16 protein-coding genes are annotated in these 18085 nt (G+C 66.5%); 2 read left to right on the top strand and 14 right to left on the bottom strand.

The annotated features are described in order from the left end of the window. Positions 1-29 precede the first annotated feature (29 nt). The 9 genes from Ga0080574_RS00270 to Ga0080574_RS00230 all read right to left on the bottom strand — a co-directional run bounded on the left by Ga0080574_RS00270 (position 30) and on the right by Ga0080574_RS00230 (position 9818). Positions 30-1628 (bottom strand): GMC family oxidoreductase, encoded by a 1599-nt coding sequence (locus Ga0080574_RS00270; RefSeq protein ID WP_076693994.1) that lies wholly within the window; start codon positions 1626-1628, stop codon positions 30-32. 348 nt (positions 1629-1976) lie between these two features. After that, positions 1977-3260: a flavin-containing monooxygenase gene (locus tag Ga0080574_RS00265; protein ID WP_076693992.1), complete on the bottom strand. Its 1284-nt coding sequence runs from the start codon at positions 3258-3260 to the stop codon at positions 1977-1979. A 166-nt stretch (positions 3261-3426) separates the two neighbouring features. Continuing rightward, positions 3427-4341, bottom strand: coding sequence for a HesA/MoeB/ThiF family protein (locus Ga0080574_RS00260; RefSeq protein WP_076693990.1), 915 nt, complete (start codon positions 4339-4341; stop codon positions 3427-3429). Beyond that, positions 4338-4949 carry a thiamine phosphate synthase gene (locus Ga0080574_RS00255; RefSeq protein WP_076693988.1) on the bottom strand — a complete coding sequence of 204 codons (612 nt, stop codon included), beginning with the start codon at positions 4947-4949 and terminating at the stop codon, positions 4338-4340. The genes Ga0080574_RS00260 and Ga0080574_RS00255 overlap by 4 nt, the downstream gene beginning before the upstream one ends. Continuing rightward, entirely contained in the window at positions 4946-5704 is a 759-nt protein-coding gene (locus Ga0080574_RS00250; RefSeq protein WP_076693986.1) for a thiazole synthase, read from the bottom strand. The genes Ga0080574_RS00255 and Ga0080574_RS00250 overlap by 4 nt, the downstream gene beginning before the upstream one ends. 1 nt (position 5705) lies before the next feature. After that, positions 5706-5903: a sulfur carrier protein ThiS gene (gene thiS, locus Ga0080574_RS00245; protein WP_076693984.1), complete on the bottom strand. Its 198-nt coding sequence runs from the start codon at positions 5901-5903 to the stop codon at positions 5706-5708. Further along, entirely contained in the window at positions 5893-6828 is a 936-nt protein-coding gene (locus tag Ga0080574_RS00240) for an FAD-dependent oxidoreductase (RefSeq protein ID WP_076693982.1), read from the bottom strand. The genes thiS and Ga0080574_RS00240 overlap by 11 nt, the downstream gene beginning before the upstream one ends. Then, a complete protein-coding gene (gene thiC / locus Ga0080574_RS00235) occupies positions 6825-8615 on the bottom strand; it encodes a phosphomethylpyrimidine synthase ThiC (RefSeq protein ID WP_076693981.1) in 1791 nt (596 codons plus the stop codon). Before thiC ends, Ga0080574_RS00240 begins: the two co-directional genes overlap by 4 nt. A 543-nt stretch (positions 8616-9158) precedes the next feature. Beyond that, positions 9159-9818 (bottom strand): TetR/AcrR family transcriptional regulator, encoded by a 660-nt coding sequence (locus Ga0080574_RS00230; RefSeq protein ID WP_076693980.1) that lies wholly within the window; start codon positions 9816-9818, stop codon positions 9159-9161. Between the two features lie 301 nt (positions 9819-10119). On the opposite strand from Ga0080574_RS00230, the gene Ga0080574_RS00225 reads away from it, so the two are divergent. Both Ga0080574_RS00225 and Ga0080574_RS00220 read left to right on the top strand, forming a co-directional pair. Further along, positions 10120-11343, top strand: a complete 1224-nt coding sequence (locus tag Ga0080574_RS00225) for an FAD-dependent monooxygenase (protein ID WP_076693978.1) — start codon at positions 10120-10122, stop codon at positions 11341-11343. 23 nt (positions 11344-11366) lie between these two features. Further along, positions 11367-12689 carry an LLM class flavin-dependent oxidoreductase gene (locus Ga0080574_RS00220; RefSeq protein WP_076693976.1) on the top strand — a complete coding sequence of 441 codons (1323 nt, stop codon included), beginning with the start codon at positions 11367-11369 and terminating at the stop codon, positions 12687-12689. On the opposite strand, the gene Ga0080574_RS00215 is transcribed toward Ga0080574_RS00220, so the two are convergent. The 5 genes from Ga0080574_RS00215 to Ga0080574_RS00195 are packed head-to-tail and all read right to left on the bottom strand — an operon-like array spanning position 12686 to position 17958. Next, positions 12686-14068 carry an MFS transporter gene (locus tag Ga0080574_RS00215; RefSeq protein WP_083716687.1) on the bottom strand — a complete coding sequence of 461 codons (1383 nt, stop codon included), beginning with the start codon at positions 14066-14068 and terminating at the stop codon, positions 12686-12688. The two genes, Ga0080574_RS00220 and Ga0080574_RS00215, sit on opposite strands and share 4 nt — an antisense overlap. Beyond that, positions 14065-15066, bottom strand: coding sequence for an ABC transporter ATP-binding protein (locus tag Ga0080574_RS00210; RefSeq protein WP_076693972.1), 1002 nt, complete (start codon positions 15064-15066; stop codon positions 14065-14067). Before Ga0080574_RS00210 ends, Ga0080574_RS00215 begins: the two co-directional genes overlap by 4 nt. Next, a complete protein-coding gene (locus tag Ga0080574_RS00205; protein ID WP_076693970.1) occupies positions 15063-16052 on the bottom strand; it encodes an ABC transporter ATP-binding protein in 990 nt (329 codons plus the stop codon). Before Ga0080574_RS00205 ends, Ga0080574_RS00210 begins: the two co-directional genes overlap by 4 nt. Then, entirely contained in the window at positions 16052-16921 is an 870-nt protein-coding gene (locus tag Ga0080574_RS00200; protein WP_076693968.1) for an ABC transporter permease, read from the bottom strand. Before Ga0080574_RS00200 ends, Ga0080574_RS00205 begins: the two co-directional genes overlap by 1 nt. Next, positions 16918-17958, bottom strand: a complete 1041-nt coding sequence (locus Ga0080574_RS00195; RefSeq protein ID WP_237219229.1) for an ABC transporter permease — start codon at positions 17956-17958, stop codon at positions 16918-16920. Before Ga0080574_RS00195 ends, Ga0080574_RS00200 begins: the two co-directional genes overlap by 4 nt. Positions 17959-18085 lie beyond the last annotated feature (127 nt).

Below are 18085 nucleotides of genomic sequence, written 5' to 3'. Positions count from 1 at the left end.
TTCGGTGGCGTGTCAGTCGGGCGGGTGGCTCAGGCGGCACCGGCGAGGATCATGCGGGCGCATTTCTCGCCGATCATCATGGTGGGCGCGTTGGTGTTGCCGCCGATCAGAGTCGGCATCACCGAGGCATCGGCGACGCGCAGCCCCTCGACCCCGCGTACCTTGAGCGAGGCGGGATCGGTCACCGCCATCTCGTCGGTGCCCATCTTGCAGGTGCCCACCGGGTGGAACACGGTCAGTGCCGCGCCGCGCAGGTAATCGAGGATCTGTTCGTCGGTATCGACCTCTTTGCCCGGCAACATCTCCTTGCCGCGGATTTCGTCGAACGTGCTGTCGGCGAGGATGCTGCGCGCCACCTTGATGCCCTCGACCAGAACCTGCGCGTCCTGCGGATCGGAGAAGAATTTCGGGTCGATCTCCAGCGCGCCGGTCTTGCCCAGGCGGATCTCGCCGATGGATTTCGGGCGCAGCACGCAGGTATGCACCGCATAGCCGTGGCCGTATTCGATCACCCGGCCCCGGTGGCTGCGGTAGCCCGGCACGAAGTGGAACTGGATGTCGGGATTTTCATTGGCGTATTTCGTGCGCGCGAAGCCGCCGGCCTCGACGTAGTTTGTGGTGAACATCCCCTTGCGCTGCGCCAGCCAGCGGAACGGCGCGGCGATCATCGAGGGCAGGTTGCGCAGCGACAGGCCCAGTGTCTTGGTCGAGCTGGAGCGCACGGTGATCATGCCGTCCACATGGTCGCGCAGGTTCTGGCCGACGCCCGGCAGATCGTGCGCCACCCTGACCCCCGCCGCGTTCAGCATCGCCGCCGGGCCGATGCCCGAGCGCAGCAGAAGCTCCGGCGAGTTGATGGCGCCCGCCGCGAGGATCACCTCTTTCGCCGCCTTCAGCACCCGCTTGCCGTCGGAACCGTCGATCTCGATCCCGGTGGCGTGGCCGTTCTCGACGATCACCCGCTTGGTGTCGGTGCCGCTGAGGATCGTCAGGTTCGCGCGGTCGCGCACCGGATGCAAAAAGGCGCGGTAGGAGGACCAGCGCATGCCGTCACGCTGGGTGACATTGTATATGCCGAGCCCATCCTGGCGCTCGGCGTTCATATCGGTGTTCTCGGAGAGATCCGCCGCGCGGCCCGCCTTGATGAACATCCGCGCCACCGGGTTCGGATCGCGGTGCCGGTCGACATAGAGCTCGCCGCTCGTGCCGTGATATTTCGGATCCTGGCCGAGCTGGTTGTTCTCCAGATCCTTGAAGACCGGCAGCACGTCGTTCCAGCTCCAGCCCGCACAGCCGAGCTGTGCCCACTCGTCATAGTCGGAGGCGGCGCCCCGGATATAGAGCATGGAGTTGATCGCCGAGGAGCCGCCGAGCGCCTTGCCGCGGTTGAGCGGGATCGCGCGGTTTTTCAGCTCGGGCTGCGGCACGCTCATATAGCTGTAGTCGTATTTCGGGTCGTTGTAGAGCGACAGGATGCCGGCGGGCACCCGCACGCGCGGCGAGCTGTCCTTGCCGCCGGCTTCGACGATGCACACCTGCGTGTTCGGGTCTTTCGAGAGGCGGTTGGCCAGCACGCACCCCGCCGATCCGGCGCCCACGATGATGTAATCGAAGCTGTCTTTGAGCATTGGAACCTCGCCTTGTCCGTTGCCTGTCTGTTGACAGGGCAGGCGGGTCGAAGCCCATTTATAAGATTCAATTCACTGGTTAGGGCATGTCTAATGTTAAACTTTATAATGGGTTACATCTTATTCCCTCACGGAGGCCCGCGTGAGGCGGTGAAAATTTAGGCAATTCACACATTTGCAGGTGGAGCGCCTTTTCGAGACCGGACCCCATGTCTGCCGAGATAAACGGGCGTGAAACGCTCTGCCGGGGGCGGCTTTTGCCGTAAGGGCGGGCGCTCCCGCGCCAAAGCAAAACGCCCCGCCGGCAGGGCCGGGCGGGGCGTGCTGTTCGCATGTCTCTAAGCCTGCTCAGGCGCTGGCGGCCTTGCGCGCGTCCTCTGCCTCGGTGCCCTCGTAATGGGCATAGGTGAGGCGTGTCGCGATGTGATCGGCGATGTATTTGGCGTCGTGCCAGACGCCCCAGATAAAGGTTGATCCACGGCGCGAGAGCCAGGGCAGGCCGAGGAAATACACCCCGTCCTCTGTCGACACGCCGCGCTGATGGGCGGGTTTGCCGTCTGCGTCGAAGGCATTGACCTTGAGCCAACTGTAATCTTGCCCGAAGCCGGTGGACCAGATCACCGTCTTCACCTCGGCCTTTTCCAGATCCAGCTCGGAAAGCGGGTTGGTCATGCAGTCGGGATCCGGGCGTTTGACCCGGGCCGAGGGCTCCTCGGGCAGATCCAGCCCGTTGCGGGCGATATAGGCGTCGGCGGCATCGAGCAGGGCGCGGTGATCGGTGTCGCCGCCATCGACATTGGCCACCAGATCGGTGCCGAACATCACCTTGCCGTCGCTATAGCTGTTGGTGCGCCCCACCAGCGTCATGCCCTGCGCGGCGAGCTCGCGGAAGTCGATGGTCTTGCCGCCCTCGGCGCCGCTGACGGCGATGGTCACATGTTCCTTGCCGGGCTCCATGGCGGGCGCGTCCCAGAGACCCAGCACGCCGAGCCACCAGACGAAATCGCGGCCACGATAGCTGCGCGGCGGGCGGTCGTGCGGGCCGACGGAGAGATAGACCTTGCGCCCGGATTTCATCAGCTCGTCGGCGATCTGCACACCGGAGGAACCCGCGCCGACGACAAGCACCGCGCCGTCTTCGAGCTGGGCGGGGTTGCGATAGGCGCTGGAATGCATCTGCGTCACCGGCGCCTCGGCGGGGATGACCGGCGGGATCACTGGAGTCTGAAACGGGCCGGTGGCGGCGATCACGCTGTTGGCCTCATAGGTGCCGTCCGAGGTCTCGACCACGAAACCGCGCGCGCCGTCCTTCTTGCGCACCTCGGTCACCTCGACGCCGCAGCGGATCGGCGCGTCGATCATCTCGGCATAGCGTTCGAAATAGGCGGCGACCGCCTCCTTGGGCACGAAATCGTCCTGGCCGAAGCCCTCGAATTCCAGACCGGGAAAACGGTCGTGCCAGGCCGGGCCGTTGGCGACGAGCGAATCCCAGCGCTCGCTGCGCCAGCGTTCGGCGATGCGCGAGCGTTCGAGCGCGACATGCGAAATGCCAAGCTTTCCGAGATGTTCACACATCGCGACGCCGGCCTGTCCGCCACCCACGATCAGGGTTTCGACCTTCTTGCTCGCCATCGGCTCTTCCTTTCCATCACATCCTGCTTGCCGCCGATGATTAGGGAAGTGCCGCGCGGCGTAAAAACATGATTTATTGAAGCCTTGATTTCGTTTCGGCTAATCGCCGGGTGAGGCCCGGAACGGACGGAGCCTTTCCGTGCGCGAAAGCCGGCGGCGGCGGGGTCTATGTGCCCTCTCCGACGATGGCGACATGGGGGTGACCCGCGCCGCGCAGTGCCTGTGCCGCGCGCCAGGCGCGCAGGCCCGAGGCGCAGACGAACACGACGCGCTGATCCGGTGCCGGATCCGGTGCGGGGGCGGGATCGCTGCGCAGGTCGATGACCAGATCGCGCGCGCCGGTCTCGTAGGGCGCGAGGATCGCCGGCGCGCGCTGCTCCGGCTCCTCCGCCGCGTCGAAGCGAAAGCCACCGAGCCGCCATGTCGCCAGATCGACGGTCAGGAGCTGGCCGAGCGGAGAGGGGGCATGGCCCAGCAGGACCGAAAGGGCCATCTGCGCCTGAAGCGCCGCGACGGTGGCCACGACCGGCCCCATCACGCCATTGCTGGCGCAGCTACCGAGCTGGGCGGGCAGGTCCGGGAACACCGCGCGCAGGCTCGGCGCGGTGCCGCAGAACCCGCCGGCATAGCCCTGCCGCGCCAGCACCGAGGCGCTGATGAGCGGCGTGCCGCTGTCCTGACAGAGATCGGAGAGCGCATAGCTGACGGCGAAACTGTCGGCGGCATCGACAACGAGATCGACCCCCGCCATGGCGGCGCGCGCCGAGATCGGATCGAGCCGGGCGACGAGCGGCGACAGCTCGCAATCGGGATTGAGCGCGGCGAGGGTCTCGGTCGCGACCAGCGCTTTCGGCCGCCCGATATCGGACATGCGGAACAGCGTCTGACGGTGCAGGTTGCTTTCCTCGACCACATCGGGATCGGCCACGCGCAGAAAGCCTATCCCGGCGCCCACAAGCTGCGGCAGAAGCGTGGCACCCAAGCCCCCGGCGCCGACCACAAGCATGCGCGCGGCGGCGAGCCGGGCCTGGCCGGCCTCGCCGAGTTCGGGCAGGCGGGTCTGGCGGTCGTAGCGGCTCATCGGCGGTAGCGCTCCGTCGCCGCGATCCACTCCTGACAGCGCGCTTCCGGGTTCTCGGCCTGCTGGATATCCGTCACCACGGCGGCGCTGTCGGCGCCGGCCTCGAAGAGACCGGGCAGGCGCTCGGGGGTGAGCCCGCCGATGCCCACCAGCGGCACCGTGCCGGCGCGGGCCTTCCAGGCGCGCACCCGGTCGAGCCCCTGCGGCCCCCATTTCATCTTTTTCAGGAGCGTCGGATAGACCGGACCGAGCGCCACATAGGCCGGGTCGAGCGCCAGGGCGCGCTCCAGCTCGGCCTCGTCATGGGTCGAGATGCCAAAACGCATGCCGGCGCGGCGCAGGGCGGCAAAATCGGCGGTGTCCATGTCCTCCTGCCCGAGATGCACGAAGGAACATCCCAGATCGAGCGCCGCCTGCCAGTGATCGTTGACCACGAGCTGCGCGCGATGCACCGCGCAGACATCGCGGGCGCGGCGGATCTGGCGGCGGATCTCGGTCTCGGGCTGGTTCTTGACGCGCAGCTGCACGAGGCGCACCCCATGCGGCACCAGCAGTTCGAGCCGGCTGACATGGCTGACGATGAGGTAAAACGGATCGAGCCCGGTCATGCCAGCTCCGCCAGTCCGAAGATCGGGGTCGAGGCCTGCGCCATGTCGCGTTTCGGCATGAGCCCCGCGTCATAGGCACCGCGCCCTGCCGCGATCGCCTGACCGAAGGCGCCTGCCATGGCGACCGGATCCAGCGCCTTGGCGACGGCGGTGTTCAGCAGCACCGCGTCAAATCCCATCTCGATCGCCTCCGCCGCCTGCGAGGGCGCGCCGATCCCGGCGTCGACCACCAGCGGCACATCGCGGAAATGCGCCCGCATCCGACGCAGACCCGAGGGATTGGCCAGACCCTGGCCGGAGCCGATGGGCGCGCCCCAGGGCATCAGCACCCGGCACCCCGCCTCGATCAGCTTTTCGCCGACGATCAGGTCTTCGGTGGTGTAGGGAAACACCTCGAACCCCTCCGCCGCGAGGATGCGCGCCGCCTCGACGAGGCCGAAGGGATCGGGTTGCAGCGTGTCCGCATGGCCGATCACCTCCAGCTTGATCCAGTCGGTGCCAAAGAGCTCGCGCGCCATCTGCGCCGTGGTCACCGCCTCGCGCACGCTGTGGCAGCCGGCGGTGTTGGGCAGGATGCGGCAGCCGCTCTCCCTGAGGATCTGCCGGAAATCCGCGCCCGCCGCGCCCTCGCGGCGCAGCGATACGGTAATCACCTCGGTGCCGGAGGCGGCAATCGCCGCGCGCAGCAGCTCGGGGGAGGGGTATTGCGCCGTGCCGAGCATCAGCCGGCTTGTGAGATCCACGCCGTAGAACATCTCAGCCCCCCTGCATCGGCGCGAGGATCTCGACCTTCGCGCCCGGTTGCAGCGCTGTGGCGGCGCGGGCGGAGCGCGGCACGAAGCTGCCCCCGACCGCCGTCGCCACCGCCTCGGCCTCGACGCCGCGCTCGTCGATCAGCGCCTCCAGCGTCTCGGCAAGGGTCTCGACCGGCTCTCCGTTGAGTTCAATGCGCATGCGACATCTCCTCGTTCATCATTTCCACCAGCTCCGTCGCCAGAACCGGCGCCATCAGGAATCCGTGGCGGTACATGCCGTTCACCTCGATCCGGTCGCCAATCCGGCGGATCGCGGGCAGGTTGTCGGGAAAGGACGGGCGCAGACCCGCGCCCGTGGCGGTGATCTCGGCCTCGGCAAAGCCGGGATGCACCGTATAGGCCGCCGAGAGCAGCTCCATCGCGGCGCGCGCGGTGATCGGGCCGTTGCGGGCGCTTTCCACCATGGTCGCGCCCAGCATGTAGCGCCCGCCGCCGCGCGGCACGATATAGCAGGGAAAGCGCGGATGCAGCAGCCGGACGGTGCGCGACAAGGCGACATCCGGCGCGTGCAGCTCCAGCATCTCGCCGCGCACGGGGCGCAGGTCCGGCATCCGGTCGCGCGCTTCCATGCCGGTGCAGGCGACGATCCGGCCGCGCGGCGGCCCGTCGCCGAACCGCACCCCGCCATCGAGCAGGCGCCGGCGCAGCGCCGCCAGTGCCTCGCCTGGGTCCATATGCGCCTCGGTGGCAAAGAACAGACCGCGCGAGAACCGCCCGGACAGCTCGGGTTCGAGACGGTCTGGCGCCACCCATTCGTGGCCGCGCGTCGCGCGGGCGTGGCGGTCGAGCTCTGCCGCGTCGCGGGGCGCGGCGAGCACCAGCGTGCCGCGCCGGCTGACCCCGGGCATATGTGCCGCCCACCAGCCGACAGCCGCCTGTCCGCGCGTCACGACGACATCTGGCGCGCTTTCGCCCTCGCAAAAGGGCGCCAGCATGCCGCCCGCGAGGTGCGACACGGGCGGTGGGGCGTCTTCGGGGACGATCACCTCGACCTCATGGCCCGCCTCGTGCAGCGCGGTCGCGGCGCAGAGCCCGACCACGCCGCCGCCCAGCACCGAGATCATTGCGCGGGCTCTTCCCCGGCGGGCACATAGAGCGCGCCGCGCTCGCGGAATTTCTCCGCCATCGCGTCCATGCCCTCGCGCTGTTCCGCCGCCGCGCGGATGTCGTGGCTGATCCGCATGGAGCAGAATTTCGGCCCGCACATCGAGCAGAAATGCGCCACCTTGTGCGCCTCTTTCGGCATGGTCTCGTCATGCATCTCGCGCGCGGTGTCCGGGTCGAGACCGAGGTTGAACTGATCCTCCCAGCGAAATTCGAACCGCGCCCGCGACAGCGCATCGTCGCGCCGCTGCGCGCCCGGGTGGCCCTTGGCGAGATCGGCGGCATGGGCGGCGAGCTTGTAGGTGATCACACCGGTTTTCACGTCGTCGCGGTCGGGCAGGCCGAGGTGTTCCTTGGGCGTCACGTAGCAGAGCATCGCGGTGCCGAACCAGCCGATCATCGCCGCGCCGATGGCGCTGGTGATGTGATCGTAGCCCGGCGCGATATCGGTGGTGAGCGGCCCGAGCGTGTAGAAGGGCGCCTCGTGGCAATGCTTCAGCTGCTCCTCCATATTGGCCTTGATCTTGTGCATCGGCACGTGGCCGGGGCCTTCGATCATCACCTGACAGTCCTTGGCCCAGGCGATCTTGGTCAGCTCGCCCAGCGTGTGCAGCTCGGCGAATTGCGCCTCGTCATTGGCGTCGGAGATGCAGCCGGGGCGCAGCCCGTCGCCCAGCGAGAAGGACACGTCATAGCGGCGGCAGATGTCGCAGATCTCGTCGAAATGCTCGTAGAGAAAGCTCTCGCGGTGGTGGTGCAGGCACCATTTCGCCATGATCGAGCCGCCGCGCGAGACGATGCCGGTCACCCGTTTCGCGGTCATCGGGATCATGTGCAGCCGCACGCCGGCGTGGATGGTGAAGTAATCCACCCCCTGCTCGGCCTGCTCGATCAGCGTGTCGCGGAAGACCTCCCAGCTCAGATCCTCGGCGATGCCGTTCACCTTCTCCAGCGCCTGATAGAGCGGCACGGTGCCGATGGGCACGGGGCTGTTGCGGATGATCCAGTCGCGGATGTTGTGGATGTTGCGGCCCGTCGAGAGATCCATCACCGTGTCACCGCCCCAGCGGATCGCCCAGACCATCTTTTCGACCTCTTCCTCCATCGAGGAGGTGACGGCGGAATTGCCGATATTGGCGTTGATCTTCACCTTGAAATTGCGACCGATGATCATCGGCTCAAGCTCGCGGTGGTTGATGTTGGCGGGGATGATCGCGCGGCCCTCGGCGATCTCCTGCCGGACGAATTCCGGCGTGACGAGATCGGGAAGCTCCGCACCGAAAGCCTCGCCGTCGCGCAAATAGGCCTCCGTCCGGCCCTCGTTTTCGCGGATCGCGACGAATTCCATCTCGGGCGTGACGATGCCGGCGCGGGCATAGGCGAGCTGCGTCACCGCACGGTCGCCGGTGGCGCGCAATGGCGCGCGGCGGACGGGAAAGGCGGGGGTGAGGCGCGCGCCGCTGGCAAAGCCGTTATCGGCGTCGGTGATCTCGCGCCCCTCGTATTCCTCGACATCGCCGCGCGCCTGAAGCCAGCCGCCGCGGGTTTCGGGCAGGCCCGACGCAATGTCGATTTCGGCGGCGGGATCGGTATAGGGGCCGGAGCTGTCATAGACGGTCAGCGGTGCCTCGTCGGTTACGACGATTTCGCGCATCGGCACGCGGATGTCGTGGGTGTCGCCGGTCACATAGAGCTTGCGCGAGGCAGGCAGGGCGCCGGTGGTGATCGTGGGAACGGTATCTTTCATGTCGGTCTCCTCTTTCGATGAGACCCAAGTGAAACGTTCGGTAGAAAGGGGCCGTCACGGCCCGGCACGCGCGCTGCGCAAAAGGGCCATCTGGCCCGAAAGGACCGCCCTCGTGGTTCGGAGGTTCGCGGATAAGCCCTTCGGTCTTCCTACGCCAGCGTCAACTGGGTCAGGTTCTAAGGGTCGCGTCACCTCCGCCGGGTTTACCCGGCGAATGTCAGCCTCTCAGTCCCCATGGCGGGACTCCCCTGACGTGGCTCGTATTAACGGAGCACTCCCCCCGTCTGTCAACAGCGAAAGCTGTCGAGGGGGCGAGGCGGGCGTATCGGAGGGGGAGGTGTGTGCCGTTTTGAAGGGCGTCTTGTCTTTTGATATAAATGGATTACGGAAATTTTCCGGAGTTCGATATCGGGCGGTTTGATCGGTTTCTTCAGCGTTAGAGGGCACGGCCGTAGAGTCCGGATCACAGAACGGCAGGCAGACAGGTGCCGCCTCTTCGCGGATTCGGATGCGACGCTCTCGCAGCACTGCGAACGGGACCTCTCAGCCCGGTTCGTGCCCGGCGAGCATGCCTGCGGTGACGAAATTCACCGTGTCGGTCAGCAGGTGTTCGCGGGCGGCGCTGATCTCTTCGGGGTCCGACAGTTCCTGAAGGCGGTTGGTGTCGGAAAAGGCGTAGAGATAAGAGCCGATCATCAGCGAGATCTTGTGATAGATCGTTGCGCTGGGAACGTCGGGCAGCAGCCGCTCGAAGGCGCTGGCATAGGCGAGGGTCGACTCCTGATAGACCCGGCGCCGCAGCTCATAGGAGATCTCTTCGGGTTCCATGTGCAGCCGCGCGTGCAGCCGCAGGAAGGACCGGCCCTGCTTGGTGTCGCGCAGTCGCTCGGAGGGTTCGAGGAAGGCGCGGACGAGCTGCTCGACGCTGTAGGCACCGCCTTCTTCCAGCTCGGCGAGGCGCTGCATGCGCTCTTCGGCGATCTTCAGGCCGCGCCGCAGAAACACCGCGCCGAACAGGTTTTCCTTGTTGGAATAGTAGTAGTTGATCAGCGCCGGATTGGCCTGGACCGTTTCCGCCACCTGACGCAGCGAGGTTCCCGCATAGCCGAGGTCGGCGAACATGGTCTCGGCGACGTCGAGAATTTCGTCGGGCAAGGTCGAGCGCCCTTCCGGCCGCCCCGGCCCCTTTCTTTTTCGTGTCATGGCTCGATTCTGTCCCTGATCTGGTCCGGCTTCAGCATGGATGCGGCATGAGCGGAGCGATTTCCGTGCAGTGCCGGGATCTGAGGCGCCGGCGCCCTGTTGATGGCGAATAACGCATCGAATGGTGGAAGGCATCAAGAGAATGACGTTCTGGCAAAAAATAAATTAGACGAATAATTAAATAATTGCTACCAAGCGATGATTGCGGCCATCCGGCCCGCCCTTTTGCGGGCGCGGGCCGGTGCGCCGGACGCCGGGGGCGACCCGGGACTGCCAGGACAGAAGTGGAAGGACGCAGAGAATGAAGATCGCGATTGTTGGTGGGGGAATCGGTGGTGCCGCGCTCGGGCAGAGCCTATTGCGCAAGGGGTTCGATGTCACGATTTACGAGCAGGCAGAGGCCTTTGGCGAGGTCGGGGCCGGTGTGCAGATGACGCCGAACGCGGTGAAGGCGATCAAGGGGATGGGGCTCTACGAGCGCTTTCTCGACAAGGCGTTCTATCCCGAGGCGGTGGTCGGCCGGAACTGGCAGAGCGCGCGCGAAAACTTCCGGATCCCGCTCGGCGAGGAGTTCCGCAACCACTATGAGGCGCCGTTCATCCATGTCCACCGCGCCGATCTGCTCGATCTCTTCACCGACCAGATCCCGCCCGAGCGCTGCCGTTTCGGCTATCATTGCAGCGGGGTCGAGCCGCGGGGCAAAGGTGCGGTGGTGCATTTCACCGATGGCGAAAGCGCCGAGGCGGATCTGGTGATCGGCGCCGACGGGGTGCGTTCGGTGGTACGTGGCTCGCTCTTTGCCGAGACCGAGGTGCGCTGGACCGGGCACATGTGCTACCGCGCGCTGGTGCCGACCGGCGGCGTGGTGGATTTCGTCAATCCCGACAGCACCTTCTGGATGGGGCCGAACGGCCATGTGGTGACCTATTACGTCAAGGGCGGTGACATGGTGAACATCGTCGCCGTGCGCGAGGCCGAGGAATGGGTCGCCGAGAGCTGGAGCACGCGCAGCACGAAAGAGGCGCTGCTGGCGGATTTCGAGGGCTGGCACAGCTCGCTTCAGACGCTGTTTTCGAAGGTGGACGAGGTCTATAGCTGGGGGCTCTTCGATCGCGATCCGATGCAGAGCTGGGTCAAGGGCCGCGTGGCGCTCCTGGGCGATGCCTGTCACCCGATGCTGCCCTTCCTGTCGCAGGGCGCGGCGATGGCGATCGAGGATGCGCTGGTGCTCTCCGATGCGCTGGCCGCCTCGCCGAACGATATCGACCTGGCGCTGAAGCGCTACGAGCAGGAACGCCTGCCGCGCTGTTCGCGGGTGCAGCTGGAGGCGCGCGAGCGCGGTCGCACCTACCATCTGCCGACCGAGGAGGAGATGGCGGCGCGGGATGCGGAATATGCCCGCCGCGCCAAGGAGGATCCGCGCACCACGGGGATCAATACCGACTGGGTCTACGACTACGATCCGCGCGCCTTTGGGACGGCGCAGACACAGCCCAGGGCCGGCGCCGTCGGCGCCTCGGCCTGAGAGACCCTGCGGAGAAACGCGCGATGAGGACCGACCGCAAGATACATCTGGGGCTCTATGCCACGGCGACCGGGGCCAATGTGGCGGGTTGGCGTCACCCCGGCGCCGTTGCCGATCTGGGCGCCAATATCGAGCAGGCCGCGGAGCTGGCACGAGAGGCCGAGTGCGGTCTCTTCGACCTGCTCTTTCTGGCCGACAGCATGGCCATGCGCGGCCATAACTGGGAGATCCTGTCGCGCGGTTCGACCCGCTATGTGGCGCAGTTCGAGCCGGTCACGCTGCTTTCGGCGCTGGCAATGGTGACACGGCATGTGGGGCTGGTGGCGACGCATAACACCACCTACGAAGAGCCCTATATGCTCGCCCGAAAATTCGCCTCGCTCGACCTGCTCAGCGGTGGACGGGCGGGCTGGAACCTCGTCACCTCCTCCAACATGGACGAGGCGCCGAACTTCAGCCATGACCGCCACCCGCCGCATGCGGAGCGTTACGAGCGGGCCGAGGAGTTTGTCGATGTGGTCGCCGGGCTCTGGACCGGCTGGGCGCCAGATGCTTTGCCCCGCGACAAGGAGAGCGGGATCTTCTTCGATCCGGCCAAGGTAAGCGTCCTGAATCACGAGGGGCGGCATTTCCAGGTGCGCGGACCGCTCAACGTGCCGCCCTCGCCGCAGGGACATACGGTGATCGTGCAGGCGGGTGCCTCCGAGCCTGGCAAGGCCATGGCGGCGCGCACCGCCGAGGTGATCTTTGGCCTGCATCCCGACATGGCGGCGGCGCGGGCCTTCTACGAGGACGTCAAGGGCCGGATGCCGGACTATGGGCGTGATCCCGGAGAGCTGGTGATCATGCCGGGAATCTCGGTCTTCGTGGACGAGGATGCGGGTCGCGCTGCCAAAAAGCGGCAGGAGATGCTCGATCTCATCGACCCGGTGGTCGGGCGCGATTTCCTGCGCCACATGCTGGGCGACGTGATCGACCTCGACGCCCTGGGCGATGACGAGATGCTGCCTGATCTTGCCGAGAGCAATGCCAACAGGAGCGCGCAGGAACGTATCCTGAAATCGGCGCGTGAGGAGGGGCTGACGATCCGCGATCTCTACCAGCGGCAGGCCTCAAAGGGCGCACCCTGTTTCGTGGGCACGCCGGAGCAGTTGGTCGACGAGATGCAGGCGTGGTTCGAGGGCGGTGCCGCGGACGGGTTCATCTTCCTGATGGACTACTTCCCGGGCAGCCTCACCGATTTCAACCGGCTGGTGGTGCCCGAGCTGCAACGCCGGGGTCTCTACCGGGCGGAATACGAGGCGACGACGCTGCGGGGCAATCTCGGGCTGGCGCGGGGTTGCTAAAGCTGCCGCCGCGGGATCGCGGCGGCGACACCCGAGGCCAGCAGGGCAAACCCTGCCCCGCCCAGAAAGATCGTGCCGAAGACACGGTCGGGATCGGGGGCCGCGCCCGCGAGCCCGGCCCCCACGATCACCCCCGCCACTGCCGTGCCCGCCACCGCGCCGAAGGAGCGGGAGAGCGAGACCGAGGAGGTGGCGATGCCGAGCCGGGGGACGCCCGCCTCCATCTGCACGGTGATCTGCACCACGCCCATGATCGAGCCGAGACAGGCCGAGACCAGCATGAAAACGAGCGAGATCCCCAGATCGGGCAGCTCGCTCAGGTTGCGCGACAGGAACAGCAGCAGACCGGCGGCACAGATCAGCCCGGTCACCGGATAGAGCGTTGTGCGTCCGCTACGGCTCATCAGCCGGCCGGTGACAAAAGCGCCAGTGCCGATGCCCACTGTGATGGGCAGCATCAGCAGGCCGATCTCGTCGGCGGCACGGTCGCGGGCAACGGCGAAATAGATCGGAATGAAGCTCAGCAGCGCCACATAGAGCGCGCCGTGGCACATCGCCAGCAGTGCCGAGAGCGAAATGCTGCGGTTCGCCAGCAGGTCGCCGGGAAAGAGCGGATGCGTCGCGCGGCGTTCGCGCCAGACCAGCAGCCCCAGCACGATCACCGCGCAGGCCAGCAGCGCCGGGGCGGCGGTGCCGGTCTTGAGGCTGTCGAAGCCTGCGATGATCAGAACCGTGAGCGCCGCGAAAAGCGCGAGGCCCGCCCAGTCGAAGACCATGGCGTGTTTGGGAGTGCGGCGTGGCGGCAGCCTTTGGATCAGCAGCAGCGCGAGCAGCGTCAGCGGCACGTTCAGCGCAAAGATCCAGCGCCAGCCCAGATGCCCGGTCACGAAGCCGCCGACCACCGGGCCGAAGGTGGAGGCGACAATGGCGATCCCGGCGAGATAGCCCTGATAGCGGGCCCGGCGGCGCGGCCCGACATATTGTCCGAGCAGTGCCTGCGCCAGCGAAATCAGCCCGCCGCCGCCGAACCCCTGCATGACTCGCGCAGCGACGAGCGTGCCGAAATTCGGCGCAATCGCGCAGAGCAGGCTGCCGAGCATGGTTACGACGATGGCGATGGACATGAGCTTGCGCCGCCCGAGCGCATCGCCCAGGCGCCCGTAAACCGGGGCCGAGATCGCGGTGGCGGCAAGATAGGCGGTGATCAGCATTCCCACCGTGCCGAACCCACCCAGATCGCGGGCGATATCGGGCAGGGCGGTGGCGACAATCGTCTGGTCGATCATGCCGATAAAGAGAGGCGGCACCACGGCGGCAAACAGTGTCGCGGTGCTGGGGGAGGCCGGCGCGTTGTCGGCGCCGGCATCGGTCGTGCTCAATGCGTGTGCTCCGGTTCCGGGGTGCCGAGCGCATCCGCATAGTGGCAGGCCACCAGTTGAGGCACGGCATGGGTGTGTAACGCGGGCTCGGTTCGTGCGCAATCGGGCCGGGCAAAACGGCAGCGGGTGTGAAAGCGGCAGCCGCTTGGCGGGTTGCTGGGCGAGGGCAGATCGCCTTCGAGCAGCAGCCGCCCGTCGAGATGCGCGCGTTTCGGGTCGGGCAACGGTGAGGCCGCCAGCAGCGCCTGCGTGTAGGGGTGCGCCGGGCGCGCGAAGATGTCGTCGACCCGGCCGATCTCGACGATGCGACCGAGATACATCACCGCCACCCGCTGCGCCATGGACCGCACCACACCCAGATCGTGGCTGATGAACAGATACGACACCCCGGTCTCGATCTGGAGCCGGCGCATCAGCTTGAGGATCTGCGCGCGCACCGACACGTCCAGCGCCGAGACGCATTCATCCGCCACGATCAGTTCGGGCCCCAGCGCAAAGGCGCGGGCGATGGCGATGCGCTGCTTCTGCCCGCCCGAGAACTCGTGCGGCATGCGATCCAGAAAACGCTCGGGCGGGGTCATGCCGACCACGCGCAAAAGCTCCAGAACCCGCGGTTCCCAGTCCTCGATGCCTGCCACGAGGAAGGGCTGGCTGAGGATCGAACGGATCGTCTTGCGCGGGTTGAGCGAGCCGAAGGGATCCTGGAAGATCATCTGTAGCCGCTTCTTCAGCTCCTGCTTTTCGCGGTCCGAATGGTTGATCAGGTTCTTGCCGGCAAAGGTGATGCGGCCCTCGGTGATCTCGGTCAGCGACAGGATCATCCGCCCGATGGTGGACTTGCCGCAGCCGGATTCGCCGACCAGAGCCAGGGTCTCGCCGGGCGCGATGTCGAAGCTCACCTCCTTGACCGCCTGCACCGGCGGGCGGCGCGAGATCAGCCCGCCGCCGGGATAGGTTTTCGACACGCCGTCCAGCGTCAGAAGGGGGGGATGGGTCATTGCGGGATCCTCCAGCAGGCGGCAAAGGCGCGCGGGCCGGTCGCGGCCCGTGGCGGAAGCTCGGAATGGCAGATGTCCATGACCACCGCGCAGCGGTCGCAGAAGGCGCAGCCCTTTGGCGGCGCGGTCAGGTTCGGCACGGTGCCGTCGAGCGCGTAAAGCTCCTCGACCGGCTGGTCGGCGCGCAGGATCGAGGCCAGCAGCCCCTGTGTATAGGGGTGGCCGGGCTGCTCGAAGAGCCGTTGCATCGGCGCCTCCTCGATCACCCGGCCCGCATACATCACATAGACCCGGTCGCAGGTCTCGGCCACGACGCCGAGATCGTGGGTAATGAGGATCAGCGAGGAGTCCATGTCGCGGATGATCTCCTTGAGCAGCTCCAGAACCTGCGCCTGCACCGTGACGTCGAGCGCGGTGGTCGGCTCGTCGGCGATGATCAGCTCGGGATCGCAGGAGATCGCCGTGGCGATCAGCACACGCTGGCGCATGCCGCCCGAAAGCTGGTGCGGATAGGCCGCGGCGACCCGCTCGGGATCGGGAATCCTGACCCGGCGCAGCAGCTCGATCACCCGCCGCGCGCGCCCGGCGCGATCTAGATCCATGTGCTGGCGCAGCATCTCGTCGATCTGGGTGCCGATGGTCAGCACCGGGTTCAGGTACGTCATCGGATCCTGGAAGATCATCGCGATCCGGCGTCCGCGCACCTTCTGAAAGGCGCTTTGGCCAAGGCCGCGCAGTTCGCTGCCGTCGAGCAGGATGCGCCCCTCGGTGATGTCGCCGGGCGGTGTCGGCACGAGCCCCATGATCGACATCGCGGTCATGGATTTGCCGCAGCCGGATTCGCCCACGATGCCGACGATCTCGCCACGCCCCACGGTGATTGACACATCGGTGACCGCGCGAACGATGCCTTCGGAGGTGCGCAGGATGGTGTGCAGCCCCTCGACCTCGAGGATCGGGCCGGTCTGGGAGATGTCCCTGGGCATCAGCGGCCTCCTTTCAGGCGCGGGTTGAGAATGTCGGTCAGGTGGTCGCCGAAGACGTTCAGCGCGGCGACGGTGGCGACGATCCCGAGACCGGGAAACACCGCCATCCACCAGGCACGGGTGAGAAACTGCTGCGCCTCGTTCAGCATCAGCCCCCAGCTTGGATTCGACGGGTCGCCGAGGCCGAGAAAGCTGAGACCCGCCTCCAGCAGGATCGCCGAAGAGACCTGCATCGTCATCGCGACGATAAGCGGCGGCATGGCGTTCGGCAGGATCTCGGAAAAGATGATCTTGCGCTTGCTCTGGCCGATGGTCTGCGCCGCCATCACGTATTCGCGTTCGCGCAGGGTGAGGAATTCGCCCCGGGTGATCCGCGCCACTTCGGGCCAGCCGAGCAGGCCGATGGTGAGGATGATGAATAGGATGTTGGAACCGAAGATCGCGATCACCAGCAGCGCGAGGAAAAAGCGCGGGATCACCTGGAACAGCTCGGAGAGGCGCATCAGCACGATGTCGACGATGCCGCGGGAATAGCCCGCGACGGCGCCGACCGAGATCCCGATGATACTGGCGGTCAGTGCCGCGAGAATGCCCACCGAGAGCGAGCTGCGAGCGCCGTAGGCAAAGCGGGTGAACACGTCGCGGCCAAGATCGTCGGTGCCCATGGGATGCGCCAGAGACGGAGTGCCGAAGGAGAGATCCCCCATTGCATTGGGTGGCCCGAGCAGCAGCGGCACGAGGAAGGCGAAGAGCACCATGCCGATCAGGATCGCGACGGCGGTTCCCGAAGAGGCGTCGAGCCGGAGCCTGCCGAGACCGGGGCGCGCCCTGCGCCGTGCGGGTTTCGCGGCGGAATGGGTCATGGTCATTGCTGCCTCACGCGCGGATCGAAGAAGGAATAGACGATGTCGATGATGAGGTTCGTCACGATGATGCCGATCGACACGAAGACGAAGACCCCCATCAGCAGCGGGTAGTCTCGGGCATACATGGCGTCGTACATGAGCCGCCCGAGCCCCGGCCAGCCGAAGACGATCTCGGTCAGGACCGAGCCGGCGAGGATGTCGGTCATGTTCAGCCCGAACACCGTGATCACCGGCAGGATGCCGTTTCGGTAGGCGTGGAACAGCACGCGGCGCTCGCCCAGCCCCTTGGCGCGGGCGGCGGTGATATAGTCCTGCGAGAGCGCGTCGCGCATGGCGGCGCGGGCATAGCGGAAATTGATCGCCAGATAGCGCATGCCCAGCACGAAGGCGGGCAGGATGAGGTGGTGCAGCAGATCGACGAAATAGTCCCAGCCTTCGTACATGTAGCGGCTGTTGGTCATGCCATTGGTCGGGAACCAGCGCAGCTCCAGCGCAAAGATCAGCAGGATGATCTGCGCCAGCCAGAAGGCCGGGATCGAATAGCCCAGCACCGCCAGCAGCGACCCCGCCTGATCTGCCGTCGACTTCGGCTTGCGCGCGACGAAGACGGCGAGCGCCACCCCGAGGATGGTGAAGACGATGAGGGAGGTCAGCATCAGCGTGAGCGTTGCCGGGATCCGGTCGACGATGAGCCCGACCACGTCGCGCTGAAGCACATAGGAATAGCCCAGATCGCCCTGCATCACGCCCCAGATGTAGTCGAGATACTGTTTCCACAGCGGCTGATCGAGCCCCATCTTGGCATAGAGCGCCGCGAGCTGTTCCGGGGTCGGCTCGGTCTCACCCACCAGAATGCTGACCGGATCGCCGGGGGCGAGGTGGATGAGGATGAAGTTGACGGTGATGACCCCCAGAACCATCGGGATCGCGCTGAGCAGCTTCAGCGCGATGTATCGGAGAGAGGCAAGGCTTTCACTGCGCGGGCGCGCGGGCCTGGTCGGCTCGCCTGTGCCGGCATCCACGGTAACGTCGGTTGGCAAGTTCAGTCTCCCTGTGATCGTCTTGTTCCGGCCCGGATCCGTTGCGTGCCGGGCGCCCGACCTCAGCCATCGAACCTGTCCCGCACCGCGGCAACGTCCCGCAGCCCGGAACGCGGGCGGTAATTCA

The sequence above is a fragment of the Salipiger abyssi genome (assembly GCF_001975705.1).
Lineage (GTDB): Bacteria > Pseudomonadota > Alphaproteobacteria > Rhodobacterales > Rhodobacteraceae > Salipiger > Salipiger abyssi.
Note: the sequence above shows the minus strand (reverse complement) of the source record. Positions and strands in the feature narration are given on the sequence as shown.

Excerpts from the sequence above, each read along its gene's own strand:
- Ga0080574_RS00220 (WP_076693976.1), top strand. The coding sequence starts at position 11,367 with ATGAGGACCGACCGCAAGATACATCTGGGGCTCTATGCCACGGCGACC.
- thiC (WP_076693981.1), bottom strand. The coding sequence starts at position 8,615 with ATGAAAGATACCGTTCCCACGATCACCACCGGCGCCCTGCCTGCCTCG.
- Ga0080574_RS00230 (WP_076693980.1), bottom strand. The coding sequence starts at position 9,818 with ATGACACGAAAAAGAAAGGGGCCGGGGCGGCCGGAAGGGCGCTCGACC.
- Ga0080574_RS00210 (WP_076693972.1), bottom strand. The coding sequence starts at position 15,066 with ATGACCCATCCCCCCCTTCTGACGCTGGACGGCGTGTCGAAAACCTAT.
- Ga0080574_RS00260 (WP_076693990.1), bottom strand. The coding sequence starts at position 4,341 with ATGAGCCGCTACGACCGCCAGACCCGCCTGCCCGAACTCGGCGAGGCC.
- Ga0080574_RS00270 (WP_076693994.1), bottom strand. The coding sequence starts at position 1,628 with ATGCTCAAAGACAGCTTCGATTACATCATCGTGGGCGCCGGATCGGCG.
- thiS (WP_076693984.1), bottom strand. The coding sequence starts at position 5,903 with ATGCGCATTGAACTCAACGGAGAGCCGGTCGAGACCCTTGCCGAGACG.
- Ga0080574_RS00240 (WP_076693982.1), bottom strand. The coding sequence starts at position 6,828 with ATGATCTCGGTGCTGGGCGGCGGCGTGGTCGGGCTCTGCGCCGCGACC.
- Ga0080574_RS00265 (WP_076693992.1), bottom strand. The coding sequence starts at position 3,260 with ATGGCGAGCAAGAAGGTCGAAACCCTGATCGTGGGTGGCGGACAGGCC.
- Ga0080574_RS00250 (WP_076693986.1), bottom strand. The coding sequence starts at position 5,704 with ATGTTCTACGGCGTGGATCTCACAAGCCGGCTGATGCTCGGCACGGCG.
- Ga0080574_RS00200 (WP_076693968.1), bottom strand. The coding sequence starts at position 16,921 with ATGACCATGACCCATTCCGCCGCGAAACCCGCACGGCGCAGGGCGCGC.
- Ga0080574_RS00225 (WP_076693978.1), top strand. The coding sequence starts at position 10,120 with ATGAAGATCGCGATTGTTGGTGGGGGAATCGGTGGTGCCGCGCTCGGG.
- Ga0080574_RS00255 (WP_076693988.1), bottom strand. The coding sequence starts at position 4,949 with ATGACCGGGCTCGATCCGTTTTACCTCATCGTCAGCCATGTCAGCCGG.
- Ga0080574_RS00205 (WP_076693970.1), bottom strand. The coding sequence starts at position 16,052 with ATGCCCAGGGACATCTCCCAGACCGGCCCGATCCTCGAGGTCGAGGGG.